The 16,518-nt window shown below is 72.2% G+C and carries 27 protein-coding genes; 25 read left to right on the top strand and 2 right to left on the bottom strand.

What is annotated here, in order from left to right:
* The first annotated feature begins 63 nt into the window (after positions 1-63).
* The 6 genes from ABZ249_RS25500 to ABZ249_RS25475 are packed head-to-tail and all read left to right on the top strand — an operon-like array spanning position 64 to position 2,686.
* Positions 64-864: a phage antirepressor KilAC domain-containing protein gene (locus ABZ249_RS25500; RefSeq protein ID WP_355267624.1), complete on the top strand. Its 801-nt coding sequence runs from the start codon at positions 64-66 to the stop codon at positions 862-864.
* On the top strand, positions 861-1,241 hold the full coding sequence (locus ABZ249_RS25495; RefSeq protein WP_355267621.1) for a hypothetical protein: 381 nt from the start codon (positions 861-863) through the stop codon (positions 1,239-1,241). The genes ABZ249_RS25500 and ABZ249_RS25495 overlap by 4 nt, the downstream gene beginning before the upstream one ends.
* Before the next feature lie 2 nt (positions 1,242-1,243).
* Positions 1,244-1,660, top strand: coding sequence for a hypothetical protein (locus ABZ249_RS25490; protein ID WP_355267618.1), 417 nt, complete (start codon positions 1,244-1,246; stop codon positions 1,658-1,660).
* Positions 1,657-2,076 (top strand): hypothetical protein, encoded by a 420-nt coding sequence (locus ABZ249_RS25485; protein ID WP_355267615.1) that lies wholly within the window; start codon positions 1,657-1,659, stop codon positions 2,074-2,076. Before ABZ249_RS25490 ends, ABZ249_RS25485 begins: the two co-directional genes overlap by 4 nt.
* On the top strand, positions 2,073-2,360 hold the full coding sequence (locus tag ABZ249_RS25480) for a hypothetical protein (protein ID WP_355267612.1): 288 nt from the start codon (positions 2,073-2,075) through the stop codon (positions 2,358-2,360). The genes ABZ249_RS25485 and ABZ249_RS25480 overlap by 4 nt, the downstream gene beginning before the upstream one ends.
* Entirely contained in the window at positions 2,360-2,686 is a 327-nt protein-coding gene (locus ABZ249_RS25475; protein ID WP_355267609.1) for a hypothetical protein, read from the top strand. Before ABZ249_RS25480 ends, ABZ249_RS25475 begins: the two co-directional genes overlap by 1 nt.
* Before the next feature lie 60 nt (positions 2,687-2,746).
* On the opposite strand, the gene ABZ249_RS25470 is transcribed toward ABZ249_RS25475, so the two are convergent.
* Complete coding sequence (locus ABZ249_RS25470; protein WP_355267606.1) at positions 2,747-2,935, bottom strand: type II toxin-antitoxin system Phd/YefM family antitoxin; 189 nt, start codon at positions 2,933-2,935, stop codon at positions 2,747-2,749.
* Between the two features lie 105 nt (positions 2,936-3,040).
* Between ABZ249_RS25470 and ABZ249_RS25465 the strand changes: the two genes are divergently transcribed.
* The 12 genes from ABZ249_RS25465 to ABZ249_RS25410 all read left to right on the top strand — a co-directional run bounded on the left by ABZ249_RS25465 (position 3,041) and on the right by ABZ249_RS25410 (position 9,807).
* The gene (locus ABZ249_RS25465; protein ID WP_355267603.1) at positions 3,041-4,330 is read left to right on the top strand and encodes a helix-turn-helix domain-containing protein; all 1,290 of its coding nucleotides are present in this window, start codon (positions 3,041-3,043) and stop codon (positions 4,328-4,330) included.
* On the top strand, positions 4,327-4,608 hold the full coding sequence (locus ABZ249_RS25460) for a hypothetical protein (RefSeq protein WP_355267600.1): 282 nt from the start codon (positions 4,327-4,329) through the stop codon (positions 4,606-4,608). Before ABZ249_RS25465 ends, ABZ249_RS25460 begins: the two co-directional genes overlap by 4 nt.
* Positions 4,598-4,816, top strand: a complete 219-nt coding sequence (locus ABZ249_RS25455) for a hypothetical protein (protein WP_355267597.1) — start codon at positions 4,598-4,600, stop codon at positions 4,814-4,816. Before ABZ249_RS25460 ends, ABZ249_RS25455 begins: the two co-directional genes overlap by 11 nt.
* A gap of 8 nt (positions 4,817-4,824) precedes the next feature.
* Positions 4,825-5,784, top strand: a complete 960-nt coding sequence (locus ABZ249_RS25450; RefSeq protein ID WP_355267594.1) for a hypothetical protein — start codon at positions 4,825-4,827, stop codon at positions 5,782-5,784.
* The gene (locus tag ABZ249_RS25445; RefSeq protein WP_355267592.1) at positions 5,777-6,223 is read left to right on the top strand and encodes a hypothetical protein; all 447 of its coding nucleotides are present in this window, start codon (positions 5,777-5,779) and stop codon (positions 6,221-6,223) included. The genes ABZ249_RS25450 and ABZ249_RS25445 overlap by 8 nt, the downstream gene beginning before the upstream one ends.
* Positions 6,220-7,044: a phosphoadenosine phosphosulfate reductase family protein gene (locus ABZ249_RS25440; RefSeq protein WP_355267589.1), complete on the top strand. Its 825-nt coding sequence runs from the start codon at positions 6,220-6,222 to the stop codon at positions 7,042-7,044. Before ABZ249_RS25445 ends, ABZ249_RS25440 begins: the two co-directional genes overlap by 4 nt.
* Positions 7,041-7,670, top strand: a complete 630-nt coding sequence (locus ABZ249_RS25435; RefSeq protein WP_355267586.1) for a DUF6248 family natural product biosynthesis protein — start codon at positions 7,041-7,043, stop codon at positions 7,668-7,670. The genes ABZ249_RS25440 and ABZ249_RS25435 overlap by 4 nt, the downstream gene beginning before the upstream one ends.
* Positions 7,671-7,824: 154 nt before the next feature.
* Positions 7,825-8,487, top strand: a complete 663-nt coding sequence (locus tag ABZ249_RS25430) for a hypothetical protein (RefSeq protein WP_355267583.1) — start codon at positions 7,825-7,827, stop codon at positions 8,485-8,487.
* Positions 8,484-8,681, top strand: a complete 198-nt coding sequence (locus ABZ249_RS25425) for a hypothetical protein (RefSeq protein WP_355267580.1) — start codon at positions 8,484-8,486, stop codon at positions 8,679-8,681. Before ABZ249_RS25430 ends, ABZ249_RS25425 begins: the two co-directional genes overlap by 4 nt.
* 135 nt (positions 8,682-8,816) lie before the next feature.
* Entirely contained in the window at positions 8,817-9,110 is a 294-nt protein-coding gene (locus ABZ249_RS25420) for a hypothetical protein (RefSeq protein WP_355267578.1), read from the top strand.
* Positions 9,080-9,298, top strand: coding sequence for a hypothetical protein (locus tag ABZ249_RS25415; protein WP_355267575.1), 219 nt, complete (start codon positions 9,080-9,082; stop codon positions 9,296-9,298). The genes ABZ249_RS25420 and ABZ249_RS25415 overlap by 31 nt, the downstream gene beginning before the upstream one ends.
* A 29-nt stretch (positions 9,299-9,327) precedes the next feature.
* Positions 9,328-9,807 (top strand): hypothetical protein, encoded by a 480-nt coding sequence (locus ABZ249_RS25410; RefSeq protein WP_355267572.1) that lies wholly within the window; start codon positions 9,328-9,330, stop codon positions 9,805-9,807.
* 183 nt (positions 9,808-9,990) lie between these two features.
* Here the strand turns inward: ABZ249_RS25410 and ABZ249_RS25405 are convergent, their stop codons facing one another.
* Positions 9,991-10,167, bottom strand: a complete 177-nt coding sequence (locus ABZ249_RS25405; RefSeq protein ID WP_355267569.1) for a hypothetical protein — start codon at positions 10,165-10,167, stop codon at positions 9,991-9,993.
* 261 nt (positions 10,168-10,428) lie between these two features.
* Here ABZ249_RS25405 and ABZ249_RS25400 point away from each other — a divergent pair, with 261 nt between their 5' ends.
* The 7 genes from ABZ249_RS25400 to ABZ249_RS25370 all read left to right on the top strand — a co-directional run bounded on the left by ABZ249_RS25400 (position 10,429) and on the right by ABZ249_RS25370 (position 16,470).
* On the top strand, positions 10,429-10,623 hold the full coding sequence (locus ABZ249_RS25400; protein ID WP_355267566.1) for a hypothetical protein: 195 nt from the start codon (positions 10,429-10,431) through the stop codon (positions 10,621-10,623).
* 683 nt (positions 10,624-11,306) lie between these two features.
* A complete protein-coding gene (locus ABZ249_RS25395) occupies positions 11,307-11,810 on the top strand; it encodes a hypothetical protein (RefSeq protein WP_355267563.1) in 504 nt (167 codons plus the stop codon).
* Complete coding sequence (locus ABZ249_RS25390) at positions 11,807-12,187, top strand: hypothetical protein (protein WP_355267560.1); 381 nt, start codon at positions 11,807-11,809, stop codon at positions 12,185-12,187. Before ABZ249_RS25395 ends, ABZ249_RS25390 begins: the two co-directional genes overlap by 4 nt.
* A gap of 31 nt (positions 12,188-12,218) precedes the next feature.
* Positions 12,219-12,734 (top strand): hypothetical protein, encoded by a 516-nt coding sequence (locus ABZ249_RS25385; protein WP_355267557.1) that lies wholly within the window; start codon positions 12,219-12,221, stop codon positions 12,732-12,734.
* On the top strand, positions 12,685-14,433 hold the full coding sequence (locus tag ABZ249_RS25380; RefSeq protein WP_355267554.1) for a hypothetical protein: 1,749 nt from the start codon (positions 12,685-12,687) through the stop codon (positions 14,431-14,433). Before ABZ249_RS25385 ends, ABZ249_RS25380 begins: the two co-directional genes overlap by 50 nt.
* On the top strand, positions 14,384-15,751 hold the full coding sequence (locus ABZ249_RS25375; RefSeq protein ID WP_355267551.1) for a phage portal protein: 1,368 nt from the start codon (positions 14,384-14,386) through the stop codon (positions 15,749-15,751). The genes ABZ249_RS25380 and ABZ249_RS25375 overlap by 50 nt, the downstream gene beginning before the upstream one ends.
* Positions 15,748-16,470 carry a hypothetical protein gene (locus ABZ249_RS25370; protein WP_355267548.1) on the top strand — a complete coding sequence of 241 codons (723 nt, stop codon included), beginning with the start codon at positions 15,748-15,750 and terminating at the stop codon, positions 16,468-16,470. The genes ABZ249_RS25375 and ABZ249_RS25370 overlap by 4 nt, the downstream gene beginning before the upstream one ends.
* Positions 16,471-16,518 lie beyond the last annotated feature (48 nt).

The following is a 16,518-nucleotide window of genomic DNA, read 5'->3' as shown; positions in this document are numbered from 1 at the left end:
CCACCCAGGGCGCCGCCCCGCCTCGCTCACCGGGGCGGCGCCCACCCCACGGAAGGACCCATCGTGGACCTGAAGCTCTGGAGCTTCCCGGACACCGGCGCCGGGCTCCGATCCATCCAAGACGACGACGGCCTGCCCCTGTTCGTTGCCTCCGACGTCGCCGCGATCCTCGGTTATCGGATGGCGTCGGACATGACCCGACGCCTCGACGACGACGAGAAGGGTACGCGTTCAGTGCGTACCCCTGGTGGCGACCAGGTGATGACCGTCATCACCGAGCCCGGCCTCTACTCCGCGATCATCGGCAGCAAGATCCCTCAGGCCCGCGCCTTCAAGCGGTGGGTCACCCACGAGGTGCTTCCGACGCTCCGCCGGACCGGCCGGTACGAGATCGTCCCGACCGTTCCGGACATCCCGCGGACCTACGCCCAGGCGCTCCGGGCCGCTGCCGAAGCGGAGGAAGCCCGCGAACTCGCCCAGGCCGAGCTTGCCATCGTCCAGCCCAAGGCCGAGTCCTGGGACTACCTGGCCTCCAGCGAAGGCGACCTGTCCGTCTCCGACGCCGCGAAGATCCTCTCCCGCGACCCCGCGATCACCATCGGCCGCGGCCGCCTGTTCGACCACATGCACGCCGAGCGGTGGGTGTACCGACAGAAGTCGGACGGCCGGTGGCGTGCCTACCAGACCCAGGTCGACGCGAAGCGCCTGACCGAGATGCCGCAGTCGTTCGAGCACCCGGACACCGGAGAGCGCACAGTCAGCACCCCTCAGGTCCGCATCACCCTGAAGGGCCTGCACGAACTCCACCGCCGTCTGGGCGGGGTGCGCCAGCTCCAGCTCCCCGCGGGTGGGGCCGCCGCATGAGCACCAAGATCCGCAAGTACCCCATCGACTACCGGCCGCTCGCGCCCACCCCCGTGTGGGAACTCGCCCTCGGCCGAGCCACGGTCGCGCTGCACACCGAGGACTCCGTCGCCGACCGCCGGGCACTGCTGGACATGCTCGGCCTCGGCCCGGATGCAGGTCCCCGGGTGCGCCTGGCCGCTCTGGAGCACCGGCCCGACCTCCACCTCCGGCGCGCACCGGACGCCCCGCCAGCCATGGCCCCGCCGTCAGCCGCCGTGCTGGCCGCCCGCGCCGCGGCCAAGCGCCGCCGCCATGAGGCCGCCGCCGACTACTTCCGCGCCCAGGGCCTGCGTGGCTCTGCTCTGCGTGCAGCTCTCGCCCGTCTGGGGGGTTGACCATGTTCCGTGCCTTGCGCTCCGCGCTGGTCCGCCTGCGCCGCCCCGCTGCACCGCCGGTGCCCGCGCCGTCCCGGGCCACCCCCGTCGGCGAACTCCAGGTGTTCGTTGGCGCGGACGTGTCCGAGTTCATCGACCAGCTCGACGACACCGCCCGAGCCCTGGCCGCCGCCCCTGACCTTGGACCGGCGCCGCTGCCGGTGCGCACCCCCGGCCTGGCCGGCGCCCGACGCCACGTCTGGGACGCGACCGGCCATGCCCTGGGGGCCGTCCGCGCCATGTCCGCGTGGGCTGACGACCGGCTCGACGACGCCCGCTCCTCCGAGGCCGACGTCCGCCACCTCGCCGCGCTCCACCAGATCGACGCCGCCCTGGACGCCCTGGCCGCGGCCCGCACCGCCCTGAAGGGACCCCGATGACCGCCGAACGCGCCGTGACCACCTACCTCCAGGAGCACGGGTTCCCCGACGCCGTCGACACCCTCGCCCGGATCACCGGCACCGGGCCCGTCCACTGGCAGGTCGCGGACCGCGACGCCGAGCACGCCGGCGACGCCCTGGTGGCCGACTGGCTGGAGGAGACCCGCACCGCCGCCACCACCTACCGGGCCCACCTCGGGATCCTCGTCACCCCCCGCGCCGACCACGGGCCTGCCCGGGTCGCGTCCTGGTGGGCGCACGTGGACGTCGGCGCGCTCGCGCGGGCGATGCGCGGCCGCCTGGTGCTGCCGGAGGAGGTGTCCGCGGGGATGGTGCGCATGCACCTGTCCACGGCGGTGCTGCTGGCCCGGGCTGCCGGGTACGGGGCCCCGCTCGGGATGGGGGCCGCGGCATGAGCAGCGACGGGTTCCTGGAAACCCTGCCCCCCGACCACCGGCCGCGGCTCACCCACGCCGAACTGGCCGCGAAGATCCGCTCCCGGCCCGGCCTGTGGAAGCAGGTGGGCTCCTACGCCTCCCGGGACGGCGCGTCGGCGGCCGCGTCGATGATCCGCACCGGCCAGCGCCCCGCCTGGCGCAAGCGCCCTGACGGCCGGTACGAGGCCGAACCGCGCACGACGAAGAAGCGCGAGCACCTGGTGTTCGTCCGCTGGATCCCCACCACACCGAGGAGTTCCTGATGACGACCGTGAAGATCAAGGGCGGCAAGCCGTCGAAGAAGGTCGGCGAGGCGTTGCAGGGGCCCGCGGACGAGATGTTCTCCCGCCCGTCGGGGACCTGGTTGGCGGTGATCGAGCTGTCCCACCACAAACGGTCCGAGACCGTCGAGACCGACGACGACTACGACTTCATCGCCCGGGACGTCGAGGTGCGGATCAGCCGCCTGGAGGTCGTCGGCGGGACGGAGGACCAGGAGGTCATCCAGGCGTTCCTGGACAAGCTGACGAACGCCCGGAAGTCGGCGGGCACGCTGTTCGACCCGGCCGTCCGGGACGCCGGGCTGTGAGAGGTGCTGTGAGCCTGCCCGCCGTGGCTGCTGGGGGATCCCCGGTCACGGCGGGCACCATCAGCTCTCCCCCTGCTGTGCTGACCACTTCTTCGCCCACTCCAGCCACTCCACGGGGACCACGGCGGCCTGGGGCTTGTCCCGTCGCATCAGCAGCACCGGCTCGCCGAGGAGGCGGACCTGATTGACGACCTCGGTCAGGTTCGCGCGGGCCTCGGAGATGCCCATGGTCTTCGTCTCGTCGCTCATAGAGACAGGGTACATTCCAGCTTGCTTGTACAACAAGACGCGTTGTACAGTTCGAGCATGGGGCGATCGCCCCACCAGCACCGACTTCAAGAAGTGGAGGACGCCGTGAGCTACGCAGACATCGTGCGAGGCGCGTTCGGCGGCGACCGCTTCACCATCATCAGCAACCTCGCCGCCCGGGACCGACGCCTGTCCTACCGGGCCCGCGGCCTGCTCACCGCCATCGGCTCCCACCGCGAAGGCTGGGGCATCACCGCCGAGAAGCTCGCGAAGGACTCCCCCGACGGCATCGCCGCCGTCCGCTCCGGCCTCAAGGAGCTGGAGGCGTGCGGCTACCTCCGCCGCTACCGGGTGCGCGACGAGCTCGGCCGCCTCGGCGGGGCCCGGTGGGTGATCACCGACGACCCGGACAGCATCGACGCGCGCGTCGCCGAACTCGCCCAGGAGATCGGCGAACAGGGCATGGACCTGTTCCAGCGCCAAAACCCCAGGTCAGAACCTACATGCGATTCCCCTACGTTGGCTGAACCTACGGTGGCTGAGCCTACGGAAGCTGATCGCACACCTAAGAAGACCAGCCACAAGAACACCAGTGTTGAAGAACAGGGGAGGGAGGAGGAGGGCGCGCAGGCGCGCGCGAGCGAGAGCGACACCGACGGCGAGTGGGGCATCCCCGACCGGCCGCGACCGGCCGCCGACACCGGCACCCTGTTCGCCCGCTCGGTCATCTCCGGCATCGCCGAGGAGACCGGCCTGGGCCTGGAGCCGTGGCAGCACCGCCGTCTCGTGCTGGAGCACCTGCCCGCCGCACTGGACGCCGTCCACGCCCTGGGCGACGACGCGATCAGCGGCACCGAGCTGGTCGAGTGGCTGCGCGCCGACCACGACACCTCCATGTCCCTGTACGCGGTCCTGTCGACCCGCTGCCGCCCCGACTACCTGCGCGAGGCCCTGCCCGTGTGGGTCGCCCGCACCCGCACCCCCGGCGGCTTGGCCGCCCCCTCCAAGCCCGCATCCCGCCCCCGCCCGGCGGCCGACACCGAGCCCGAGCCCTTCACTGCCGGGTGGAACCCCACCATGTGCGCGGTCCACCCCTCCGTCGCCCTCACCGCCGACGCCACCGGCCGCCTCACCCGCTGCCACCGCTGCGAGGACATCCCCGCCCCCGAGGCGCCCGCCGGAACCCCGGACCCGTCCCCGGAGGACCTGGCCGACGCCATCGGCGCCGCCATGGGCACCACCGGCGAGCCCGAGCTGCCGCCGCACTGCGGTGCCCGGAACTGCCTGCACACCACCCGACACCTGACCCGGCCGACCCCGGACGGGAGCGACTTCGAGGACCTCGGCCCGTGCCCCCGGTGCCACCCCGACCACGCCACGGAGCGTGCCGCATGACCGACACCGCGCGCGCCGCCGCGCTCGAGACCATCGCCCGGCACTTGGCCGAACGCGACCGTACCCCGTCCGCCGACCGGCCCGACCCGGAGGTCGACGCCGCCGTCCTCCTCCAGGGCCTCGTCGCCCAGGGGTGGAGGCCCACCGCGGCCCGGCCTGCCCCGGCCTGGACGCCCAGCAGCGGCCGCCCGGCCGAACCGGACGCCGTCCGACAGCACGCCGCCGCCGCCCGCGCCGCACTCGCCGGCCAGACCGAGGAGCCCACCGATGAGCGTTGAACCCGGTCCCACCGACCACGGCCAGTGCCGTGAGTTCCTTCGCCGCCGCGCCGCCGCCCACGGCCTGGACGTCACCGTCAGCACCGCCCCGCCCATCGTGATCGGCCCCTACCCGCCCGAGGGCTACGAGTGCCCGCACGGCACCACCTACTGGCTGGAGCCCACCGGCGAGCAGATCGCCGAGTGGGTCCGCACCGGAACCCGCTGAGGAGCAGCATGAGCACCGACACCCCCGCCCGGCCGACCCAGGCCGACGCCCAGACCGCTATGGCCGCTCTAGGCGACGCCCTGCTGGAGGACGTTGCTGCCCCCGCGGTCGGTTACCTCCAGGACCGGCTCACCGAGCACGGTGAAACCCCGCTGTGGGGCCACGACACCGCACTGGTGGTCGCCGCCGTGGCCTTGGCCGTCCAGGCCTACGCCGAGCGCACCGAATCGTCCCCGGTTGCTGCTTGGTGGGACAACGCCACCACCCGCGACGAGAACGGCGTCACCTGGGTGATGTGCGTCGCCGCCGACACCGGTCGGCCCATCGCCCTGGCTCTCGACGAGGAACACGCCGAGGCGCTCGCCGGCGCCCTGCTCGACACCGAGGACGGCGAGCAGGTGCCCCCGGCCGGGCTGGAGGACGCCATAGCCGCCGCCACCGAGGCCGTGCGGGACGCCGCGACAGCGGAGATCGCCACCCGGGATGCACGCATCCGCGAGCTGGAGGCCGAAGTCGCCATCCTCCAGGCCGCCGACGTCGACCCCGACGACACCCTGCTCACCGGCATCGGCGGAATCCCCGGCGAGGGTACCGAGATCCGGCTCCGGCCGCCTGAGGAGCTGATGAAGGTCATGGTCGCCTCCATGGTCGCGATGCTCAACGGCGCCCAGAACTACGTCGAGCTGGAGCTGCGCGCCGCTGGCGACCCGGAGAAGTACCTGGTGCGTGTCCAGCGCGCGAAGGGGAAGACGCCGAACACGCTGCGCGAGGAGGCCGAGCAGCGCGCCCGCGCCGCCGAGGCCCGGGCCACCGAGCTGGAGGAGGCGCTGAAGCGCGCTACCTCCCTGCATCATCCCGGCCCCGAAGGCGACTACGACGACGAGTGCATGGAGTGCGGTAGCCGCTGGCCGTGCGCCACGAAGAAGGCCACCAGCAAGGCGCTCGCCCAGGAGGCCACCGATGGCTGACCGCCCCCGCACCCGCGCCGAGCGCGCCGCGTTCCTGTGCATGACCCTGGAGGAGCTGGACCAGCTCGACGCCCTGTCCGCCCTGATCCACCGCGAGCGGGTCGCGGCCCCTCGGATGGCCGCCCGCTACGACGAGGCGTGCGCGAACGTCGCTGAGCTGCACGAGGAGACGGTGCGCCAGCGCCGCCGCATCGCCGCCCTGGAGGACCAGCTCGCTGACGCCCAGGCGCTGGCCGACCGCCGGTGGGTGGCCTGGCACTCCGCCCGACGCCGCGCTGAGGCCTACGGCGAGGGCATCGTCCGCCTGACCGAGGACCGGGACGCCTGGAAGGGCTGGTGCAAGGCCGCCGAGGAGCGCCTCGCCGCCACCACGGCCCCGCACCGCGCCGAGGCCCGCCTGGCCGACGACGCCCAGCCGACCACGGGAGGTGGACAGTGAGCACCCAGACCGCCCTGTTCTCCCACCCCGACGCCGACGTCACCCCGGACCTCACCGCCTATGACGTCATCCTGATCAACTCCTCCGGCGGCAAGGACTCCCAGGCGATGCTCGACTACGTCGCCGAACTGGCCACCGCCGCCGACGTCACGGACCGCATCACCGTCCTGCACAACCCCCTCGGCCGCGTCGAGTGGCCCGGAACCTCAGAGCTGGCCCGCGAGCAGGCCGAGCACTACGGGGTCCGGTACGAGGAGCGCAAGCGCGAGAAGGGTGACCTCCTCCAGCAGATCGAAGAGCGGGGCATGTGGCCGTCCGCGAAGGCCCGCTACTGCACCAGCGACCAGAAGCGCGGGCCCGGCCGCCGCCTCATCACCGAACTGGTCGCCGAACTCAACCTGCCCAAGGGGCGCCAGGCCCGCGTGCTGTACGCGCTCGGGCTCCGCGCCCAGGAGTCCCGGGGCCGCGCCAAGCTCACCCCGCTCATGGAGAACTCGGCGACGTCCGGAGTCCGGGAAGTCACCACCTGGCACCCGATCCTGCACTGGACCGCCGACCAGGTGTGGGCGCGCATCCACGCCTCCGGTGTCCGCTACCACGAGGCCTACGACCAGGGCATGCAGCGGCTGAGCTGCTCCTTCTGCGTACTGGCCACGGCCGAGGACCTGGTGTGCGCCGCCCGTCTGCGCCCCGACCTGGCCGCCGAGTACGTGGCCCTGGAGGAGCGCATGGGCCACCAGTTCAAGGCGGACTTGTCCATGGCGGACGTGCTCGCCGAAGCCCAGCGCCGCGCCCGGCCGACCGTGGGGGGTGGACGGTGAGCACCCCACCCCCGCCGATGACCGCCGAGACAGCCGCGTGGATCAGGGAGCACGCCCACCGGCCCCAGCACGGCCGCCGCCTCATGCAGCCCCGCCTCATGGGACAGGCCGGGTGCCTGCACCTGGCCACCCCGCAGTGCAGCGAGTGCCGGGTGGGCTGCCACCGGTCCTGCACGGGCACCTCGTGGCCGCGCCTGGCAGAGACCTGGATTCTCGACTCCCACGGCTCGTCCCTGTACTGGGAGGACCTCCCGCACCTGGTGTGGACCCCGCCCCGACCGTGCGCCTGCGCATGCCGCACCACCCCCACCCCCGATGCCGCCCCCAGCCCTGACGCTGCGGTGTGCGCCTGCCAGTGGGGACCCACCGGCCACTGCGGAGCGGGCGCCCACCACCAGTGCGTCGCCCGGGTGGTGGAGACCTGCGAGACCTACCTGACCACCCGCTCCGGGGCCTGCATCCTCGACGCCGGTGTCCCGGTGCCGGTGTGGCTCGCCGACCGGGTGTGCCGCTGGGCGTGCCCGTGCGACTGCCACACGTCCGCGCCCGCCCGCACCGTCCAGGCCGCCGACCCTGCTCCGGCGGCGGCCGCACCCGGCGAGCCGGTCCAGGTCGCCCTCTTCTGACCCGCCCGCCGGGGGCGCGCACCCGCAGCGTGCCCCCCACTCTCCGCCCCCACGGCGGAGAGTCGCCCGACTGACCCGCCCAGGGGTACGCGCTCACCGCGTACCCCCTCCGCCCCTCACCACTTCACCACCGCACCACCAACAGGGGGACACCATGACGTTCGGCCACGACCACACCCAGCGCGCGTGCGAAACCCTCACCGCGCTCCGCGCCGACCTCGAACACCTCACCGACCTCCGCGGAGTCGGCCGCGTCCGCCGCTGGGGCGGCTGGGGCCCCTCCCTGGAGCAGATCGCCGCCGCCGGCGCCCGCCACGCCGCCGAGCGCGTCGACACCCTGGAGCAGCTGGCCAACGGCATCGTCCCCATCGGCGCGTCCCCGGCCCCCGCCGACCTGGTGGTACTCGACACGCTGCGCATGGTGGAGATCGACCTGGCCGACCTGCTCGACGCCGTCTGCGACCGCATCGCCCCCCGCACCCGCCGATCCACCACCAACCCGCGCCGCATCGGCCAGCTCGTGTCCCTGCTCACCCGCGTCGGAGCCGAGCGCGACCTCCTCGACCACGTCCTGTCCGAGGCCCGCCGGATGCACCGTGCTGTGAAGCACGCCCTGGGCGACACCGAGGAAGTGAGGCAGCTCGCCGACCGGTGCCCGCACTGCAACGCCAAGTCCCTCCGGGCGCTCATGGACCGCGGCGTGGTCGTGTGCGGCAACGGCTTCTGCCGCTGCTCGGACGACACGTGCGGGTGCCACCACCCGTCCCGGCCCCGCCGCCACACCTGGTCTGCCACCGAGTTCCTGGAGACCGCGTGATCTACGACGTTAAGGTCACCGCCACCGAAGCCGCCGCCCAGGTCGGCGTCGACCGCGACACCATCGACACCTGGAAGCGCCGCGGCTACCTCAAGCCCATCCCCGGCAGTGGCAGGCCGGCGAAGTTCTGGCTGTCCGAGGTGTTCCGGTGCGAGGCCGCCCGCCGCGTCCACCCGAAACACCGTCAGGGTTGAAGTTGCCAAACCCCTTACGGGTGGGTACATTTCGTGCTGACGGATTCAGTGCAGTAGCGGAGCTGTGTCCGAACCTTGCTTTCGAGGGCCCCGACACCACCCGGTGCGGGGCCCTTTCCCATGCTCGGAGGCACCTTGGCCACCAACGCTCAGCTCGCCCAGCAGGCCCAGGACTCCATGCGCGCCGCGAAGCGCCTCCACGCGATCGTGGAACTCGCGACGGGCATCGAGTGGAAGACCTCCAGCGGCGAGACAGTGCGCGTCGCGCGCCACGGCGACGGCTGGGGCGTGTACGGCAGCGACGTCCTGTGGACCACCAAGAGCACCGCGTCGGCCGCCGTGGACTTCGCAGCCCGCACCCTTCCACCCGCTGACGCCGACCTCGCAGCCCTGCTCACATGGACCACGTGCGGGCGCTCCCGCATCTAGAACAGCCCGCCAACCCCCTGGAGGCCACCATGCCCGCAACCGTGCCCGTCCGCGTCCTGCTCCAGGTCGCGGACAACGAACCCAACGAGGTCGGCCAGTTCGTGGTCACCGACCCCTCGGCGAGCGGGGCCGAGACCGCCCAGGCGCTCCGTGAACTCGCCGACGAGATCGAGAACCCCACCTCCTAGACCTGCCCGTGACCCCCCGGAGGAACACCATGGCGCCCCGCCTGCGCACCCTGTACGTCGGCACCGAGACTCTCGGTGAGGCCTCCATGCAGCACTACGTGCTGGTCCTGGACGGCCTCACCACCCAGCAGGCCGAGGATATCGCCGAGGTCTCCATCGAGAACAAGGCCGAGGGCGACTACGTCCCCCCGATCCTCGCGTTCCCCTTCCAGGTCGAACTCCCCGATGACCCCGTCATCCGGCTGTCCGTCGAACGACCCACCAAGGGCGACACCCCGACGGCCGTCCTACTGGCGGCCACCGCCGAGGAAGCGCTCGCATGGGGGGCACGTCAGCCCCGCGGCCTCTCCGATGTCCTCGTCCTGGCCGCCGACATCTCCAACATCCACGGGCTCGTCGTCCCCGCAGGCCTCCGCGTGATCCGCCTGGACGGGTACAAGCGGCTCCCCAGTGAGATCCGCAAGCCGTTCGAGGAGACCCTCGCGAAGACCGGCAGCGACGCCCCCTGAAACCTGCCCGGCGGCTCCACCTCAGCGACCCCCGAGGTGCGTCCCCGACCGCCGGGCACCCCACGTGTCCGCCACACCCGACCCACAAGGCCGGCCTCTCCCGTGGCGGACACCCCTACGTCCTGCTCTCGGCTCCGCCTCCGACTGGGGGGTTAGGAGCGTGTCGAGCCGAGAGCAGGACACCTACCGGTAGTACGTCTTGTAGACCCGCTTCCGCGGCACGATCATCCTGAAAATCCACCACGGCACCCAGATGAACAGCCACATCCCGCACGTCAGCAGGGTGAGCAGCAGGTGGGTGCTGTTAGCCAGCCCGCCCAGACCGCGCCGCTTCTCGACGCTCTTGGAGTACCGGGGCATCGGCGGAGGCGGAGGAGCTGCGGGCGGGAGCTGCTGGGGCGGCGGATAGAACGCCTGCGGCGGGGGCTGCTGCTGCCACGGCTGGTGGTGAGGACCATACGGTCCCTGAGGCCCAGGAGCAGGGGGATACGACACCAGGCACCTCCGGGTGCGCGCGGGTGGGGACGCCGCCACAGTAAGCCACCAAGAGCCCCCAGGGGCTCGCTGGCCACCATCGGCCACCACGTCAACCCCCGCCCGCGAACGGCGTCAGGAGGAGCCGTGGCCAACGAGCTGAAGATCTATTGGACCCGCGGCGAAGGCGCCGCCCGCATCCGCTGGGGCACGCCCGGGGACTTCACCCGGTGCGAGCGCGCCCTCGACAAGCACGTCGGGTCCGCCCGCGCCAAGCGCATCTGCGCCCAGTGGCACTACGACATGAACGGGTTCTGGCCGGGCGACCGCCGGAACAGATGACCCCTTCGCCGCTGACCTCGGCACGATCCCCGTGCGCACCCCAGGCCTGGAGGTGAACCCGTGCCCGGATGGCAGAACTCCCGCCGACGAATGACCCTCCCCTCGAACTGGCCCCTCCTGCGATCCCAGGTCCTCGAACGCGACGGCCACCGATGCACAGTGGTGGACGGCGCTGGCGAACGGTGCGGACGAGCTGCGACGGACGTTGATCACATCGATCCTGGGCTCAACGACTCCCCGGAGAATCTCCGGTCCATATGCCGCCCTCACCACCGGGCCAAGTCCTCCTCCGAGGGCGGTCGAGCGCGATGGAAGAAGCGACCGAAGCGCGGGAGACCGAAGCCCCAGCATCCTGGGCTGATCGAACCGCCGACGCGGAGTCGCAGAGCGTGACGGGCCCCAGGGGGGTACCCCCTCCCCCCGGGTTCTCAGTCGACCGCCTTGTCATAGCCGGGACCACCCTGTACGGGTTTCCAAGTTCAGCCCCACCAGGCAATGCGACTCTCCGTGACCGTCGCGCGGATGGCATGATCTGGAAACCTTGCAGGTCAGAACCCTAGAAACGTAACACCACCCCTGGTAGTGTTGACGCTATGAGACCAGCGTGCCAACACCCGCCGTGCGGAGAGCCCCTCCCGCTGCTGGCGCGCGCGCACGCGAAGTACTGCTCGACCCGGTGCCGCATGGCCGCGTCCCGCGCCCGCCGCGCGGTCCCCGCCGAGCTGCGCGCCCGCCGCCGGTGGGTGCGCCGCGACGCCAACAAGGTCCCGCTCATGGCGAAGAGCGGCCGCCGCGCTTCCCCGACTGCCCCCGGCACCTGGGCACGCCACGAGGACGCCGTCCGCTCACCCCACGGTGTCGGCCTCGGCTACGTCCTCCGCCAGGGCGACGGCATCGTCTGCATCGACCTCGACCACTGCGTCCGACCGGACGGCACCCTGGAGCCGTGGGCACAGCGAATCGTCGACCGGGCGCCGGCCACCTTCGTCGAGACCTCGCCGTCCGGGACCGGCCTGCACGTGTGGGGCCGCGGGGAGATGCCGCGCGGCCGCCGCATCCGCCGCCCGGACGGGACCGCCGTCGAGGTGTACGGCACGGGCCGGTACATCGCCCTGGGAGAGCGCTGGCGGTCCGCGCCGCTGGAGCTCGCCGACCTCACCCCCCTCATCGAGGAGCTGACCGCGTGACCTACCTCCAGACCTACCTCCGGTCCCTCGAACCCATTGACGGCTACGAGGAGTTCAGCCGCCTCACCAAGGCCGCGGGCCAGGACCGTGACATCCAGTTCTACGAGCGGGTGATGCGGCAGGCCTGGGAGGACCGGCAGGAAGCCGAGCGAGCCAGGATCGAGCGGGAGGCCCCGGCGCTCGCCGCGTTCGGGTTCCCGCCGGAGGAGTTCGTCCCGCTGCCCTGGACGGGGCCGCTCAGCACCAGCTTCGCGGAGATGGCCCGGGAGTGGGAGGCGCCGATCCGTGCCCGCGTCGAGCGCAAGCGGGAGCTGATGGCCCGGGCCTTCACCGACCTCGCCGCCCTGGCCTACGAGGTCGACAACCCCGCTACCTGACCGGCACACACCCGAGGGGAGGTGATCCCCTGTGGGTGAACGCGGCCCCGTCCCCAAGCGCGCCAGCCAGCGCCGCCGCCGCAACAAGACCGACGACGTTGGCGTCCCCGTCCCCGACATCACCCCCGCCCCCTCCGGCACCACCGAGCCCGTCCCCGCCCCGCCGGCCGATGACGACTGGCACCCCATCGCGCTGCGCTGGTACAACTCGCTCGCCGAGTCCGGGCAGCGGGTCTGGTACGAGCCGTCCGACTGGGCCACCGCCTACCTGATCGCGGAGTCCATCAGCCGTGACCTGTCCGACCAGGTCGTCGGCATCACCGACGAGGGCGACGTCGTCAAGGACAAGATCCCCCTCAAGGGCGCCTCCCTGGCCGCGTACCTGAAAGCGATGGGGAACCTGCTCGTGACCGAGGGGGACCGCCGCCGCGCCCGCGCCGAGCTGACCCGCGCCACTGAGGTGGACTCCGACGAGGAAGCGGCGGTGGTGGCGATCGATGAGTGGAGCGCACGGTACGCGCCGCCGGAAGCGGAGGATCCTCCGTAGGGACAACCCCGCCGACCGGCTCATCACCCTCCCCGAGGGGGTGCCCAAGTACACCCTCGGCTTCGAGGTCATCCGGTGGGCTACGAAGTACCTGAAGCACCCGAACGGGCCCAACGCCGGGAGGCGCTGGCAGTTCGTCGACAGCCAGGTGCGGTTCATCCTCTGGTGGTACGCCCTCGACGAGAACGGCCGCTGGCTGTACGCCCACGGCGTCCGGCGCTTGGCCAAGGGCTCCGGCAAGAGCCCCTTCGCCGCCCTCTTGGCCTTGGCGGAGTTCACCGCCCCGGTCCGCCTGCTCGACTTCAACCCGGACGTCCCGGGCGGTGTGATCGGCAAGCCGGTGCAGATGCCGCTGGTCCAGATCGCCGCGACCGCCGAGAGCCAGACCGAGAACACCATGCGCATGGTGAGGGCGCTGGCCCCGAAGGGGTCGCGGATCGTCGCTGACTTCGGCCTGGACCCCGGCAAGACCCAGTACTACAGGCAGCCCGAGGGCAAGCTCGCCGTGATGACCAGCTCGTCGTCGGCCGCTGAGGGCGGCGAGGCATCGTTCATCGTCGGCGACGAGACCGAGCACTGGCTGCCCGGCAACGGTGGCCCGGAGTTCCACGCCACCCTCGCCGACAACCTGGCCAAGTCCGGCAGCAGGATGCTGGAGACCTGCAACGCCTGGAAGCCCGAGAAGGGGTCGGTGGCGGAGGCCACCTACGAGGCGTGGCTCGTCCAGGAAGAAGGCCGGTCCCGGGCCGAGAGCAAGATCCTCTACGACGCCCGGATTGCCCCGCCCGACACCGACATGGCCGACCCGGCCTCGCTCCGGCGGGCGCTCGACTTCGTCTATGACGACTGCTGGTGGATCGACCGCACCTTCGTCATGAACCGCATCTGGACCGGGACCAGCAGCCCGGACGACTCGGAGCGGAAGTACCTGAACAGGCCCACGGAGGCCAAGGACGCGTGGATCAAGGGCGCCCAGTGGTCCGCGTGCGCGAAGCCCGACGAGCGCCTGGCCGACGGCGAGCAGGTCGCCATGGCCGCGGACCTGTCCAAGTCCGGGGACGCCACCGCCATCATCCTGTGCAGGATCAGCGACGGGCACCTGTTCACCTGGCGCATCTGGGACCCGCCCACGGACCCCGACGAGGCCAAGGACTGGGAGGTCCCCCGGCGCGAGTTGAACGCGATGGTGGCGCAGGCCTTCGAGCGGCTCGACGTGGTGGCGTTCTACGCCGAGCCCGGGCCGTTGCTGTCGTATGTGGACCTGTGGGGCGAGGAGTACGGCGACCGGCTGTGCCTGCGGGCCCACCCCAAGAGCCCCGTCCGGTTCGACATGCGATCCACCCAGAACGGCAAGGCGAACCCGGCCGTGTTGAAGCGGTTCACCGAGGCCGCCATGTCGTTCCACGACGCGATCGTCCAGGGCGACGTCACCCACGACGGACACCCGCAGCTCCACCGGCACATCGTCAACGCCCGCCAGTGGCCCAACAACTACGGCATGGGCATCGGCAAGTCGTCCCGGCACTCCTCGGCGAAGGTCGACGGCGCCGTCACCGCGACCATCGCCCGCCTGGCCCGCACCGAATACCTGGCCCTGCCCGAATCCAAGCGCCGCAAGGCCCCGGTCGACCGGAAGGTGGTGGTCCTCGGTGGCGGACGAACTCGACGTTCTCCGACGGCTCGCAGGCGTCGTCGATAGACGTCTCCGCAAGTTCAAGGTGCTGGAGGCCTACTACGACGGCGCGAACCGCCTCCAGGCGCTGGGCCTGTCCCTGCCGCCGGAGATGGAGGACCTCGCGACCATCATCAACTGGCCCGGCATGTACGTCGACAGCCTGGAGGAACGCCTCGACGTCGAGGGTTTCCGGGTCGGCGGGTCCGACGAGGTCGACGAAACCCTGTGGGGCTGGTGGCAGGCCAACGGCCTCGACGCCGAGTCCGGCCTCGGCCACCTCGACGCCCTCATGCAGGGGCGGGCCTTCACCTGCCTCGGGTTTCCCGAGGACGACGGGGCTCCGCCGACCATCACCGTGGAGTCGTCCCGGTACATGGCCGCGGACTGGGCGCCGACCGGACGCGGCGTGGAAACCGCCGTCCGGCTGTGGGACGACAACGAGGTCGGCATCCCACAGCAGGCCACCCTCTACCTGCCCGACCGCAACGTCTACTACGGCCGGTCCGAGCGGGGCCGCGGGTGGCTGCGGCACGACGTCGACGAGCACGACCTCGGCCGGACACTGGTCGCGACCCTGGTGAACCGGGCCCGGCTCACCGACCGGGACGGCATCACCGAGATGCGCGACATCATGGGCCTGTCCGACGCCGCGTGCCGGTCCATCACCAACCTCCAGGGCGCCCAGGAGCTGGTGGCGCTCCCGCAGCGGTACGTGCTCGGCGCCTCAGAGGAGGACTTCACCGACGAGGACGGCAACCCCGTCCCGGCGTGGGAGGCCTACATCGGCCGCTACCTCACCCTGAAGAACGACAAGGCGTCCGTCGGCCAGCTCGCCGCGGCGGACCTGAGGTCCTTCGCGGAGGTGCTGAAGACCTACGCCCAGCTCGCCGCCGGCCTCACCGGCCTGCCCGCGCACTACTGGGGGTTCACCGGCGACAACCCCGCCTCCGCGGACGCCATCCGCTCGACGGAGTCCCGCCTGGTGAAGAAGGCCGAGCGGAAGCAGAGGTCGTTCGGCGACGGGTGGGAGGAGACGATGCGGCTGGCCATGCTCGTGGCCGGACGCGACCCGGCTGCCGCGATGCGCCTGGAAACGGTGTGGCGCGACCCGGCCACGCCCACCTTTGCGGCCCGGGCCGACGCCGTCACCAAGCTGCACGCCTCCGGCATCCTGCCGCTGGAGGCCGCGTGGGAGGACCTGGGGTACTCCGCGGAGCGCCGCCGCCGCCTGCGCGGCATGTCCTCCTTGGACCCGGCCGCCCGCTACGAGGCGATCCTCCAGAACATGGGCGCCCGACGCCAGCCGGTGCCTGCGGGCGCTGAGGGCGGCGAGGCGGTGTGACCCCGCAGGAGTACCAGGCGGCGCGCGCCCGCGCGTCCCTGGGGCTGCTGGCCGCGCTGCGGCCGCTCGCCCGGCTGCTCCGCCCCCGCCCCACAGCGGCCGAACGCGCGGCGTGGGTGGGCGCCGCCTACCCGGCGGTGTACCGGGCCCGACTGGACCACCACGCCGCCGCCCAGGAGTTCTACCTGTCCGAGCGGGCCCGGTTCGGTGCCACCGGCCAGACCCCGGTTCCGCTCCGGAACTACCCGCCGGAGGCGCTCGACACCGCCCTGGAGGAGGAGGCCGTGTGGGGGCGCCTGGACGACCTGGACGACGACGCCCCGGTCCCCACTGTCATCGTCGAGTCTGCGGTGGCCATCGCCGACCGGCACGGGCAGGCGGCCGGCCGCGACGCCATCGTGGACGCCGCCCGGCACGACCGGCGGGCGCTCGGGTACGCCAGGGCGACGCTGGGGCTGGAGAACTGCGCGTTCTGCCTCCTGCTCGTGTCGAGGGGGCCCGTCTACAAGGACGAGAACACTGCGCTCCTGCGCGACGGCACCGGCGAGCCCTACCACGACAACTGCGACTGCATCGCCGTCCCCGTCTACAGCAGGGACGACTGGCCCGGCCGCGACGAGTACCTGGAGATGGAAGCCGCCTGGCAGGAACACGGCGGCGACCTGATCACCTGGCGCCGCTACATCGAGAGCCGGGAGCAGGCCGGACAGGCCGCATAGACCACCCGCACCAGGAAACCCGGTGCGGGTCAACGCCACGCCCGCGTA

The organism is Nocardiopsis sp. NPDC006139, from assembly GCF_040614155.1.
In the GTDB taxonomy this organism is placed as follows: Bacteria; Actinomycetota; Actinomycetes; order Streptosporangiales; family Streptosporangiaceae; genus Nocardiopsis; species Nocardiopsis changdeensis.
The sequence above is the reverse complement of the archived record's forward strand: the minus strand, read 5'-3'. Positions and strand labels throughout refer to the sequence as shown.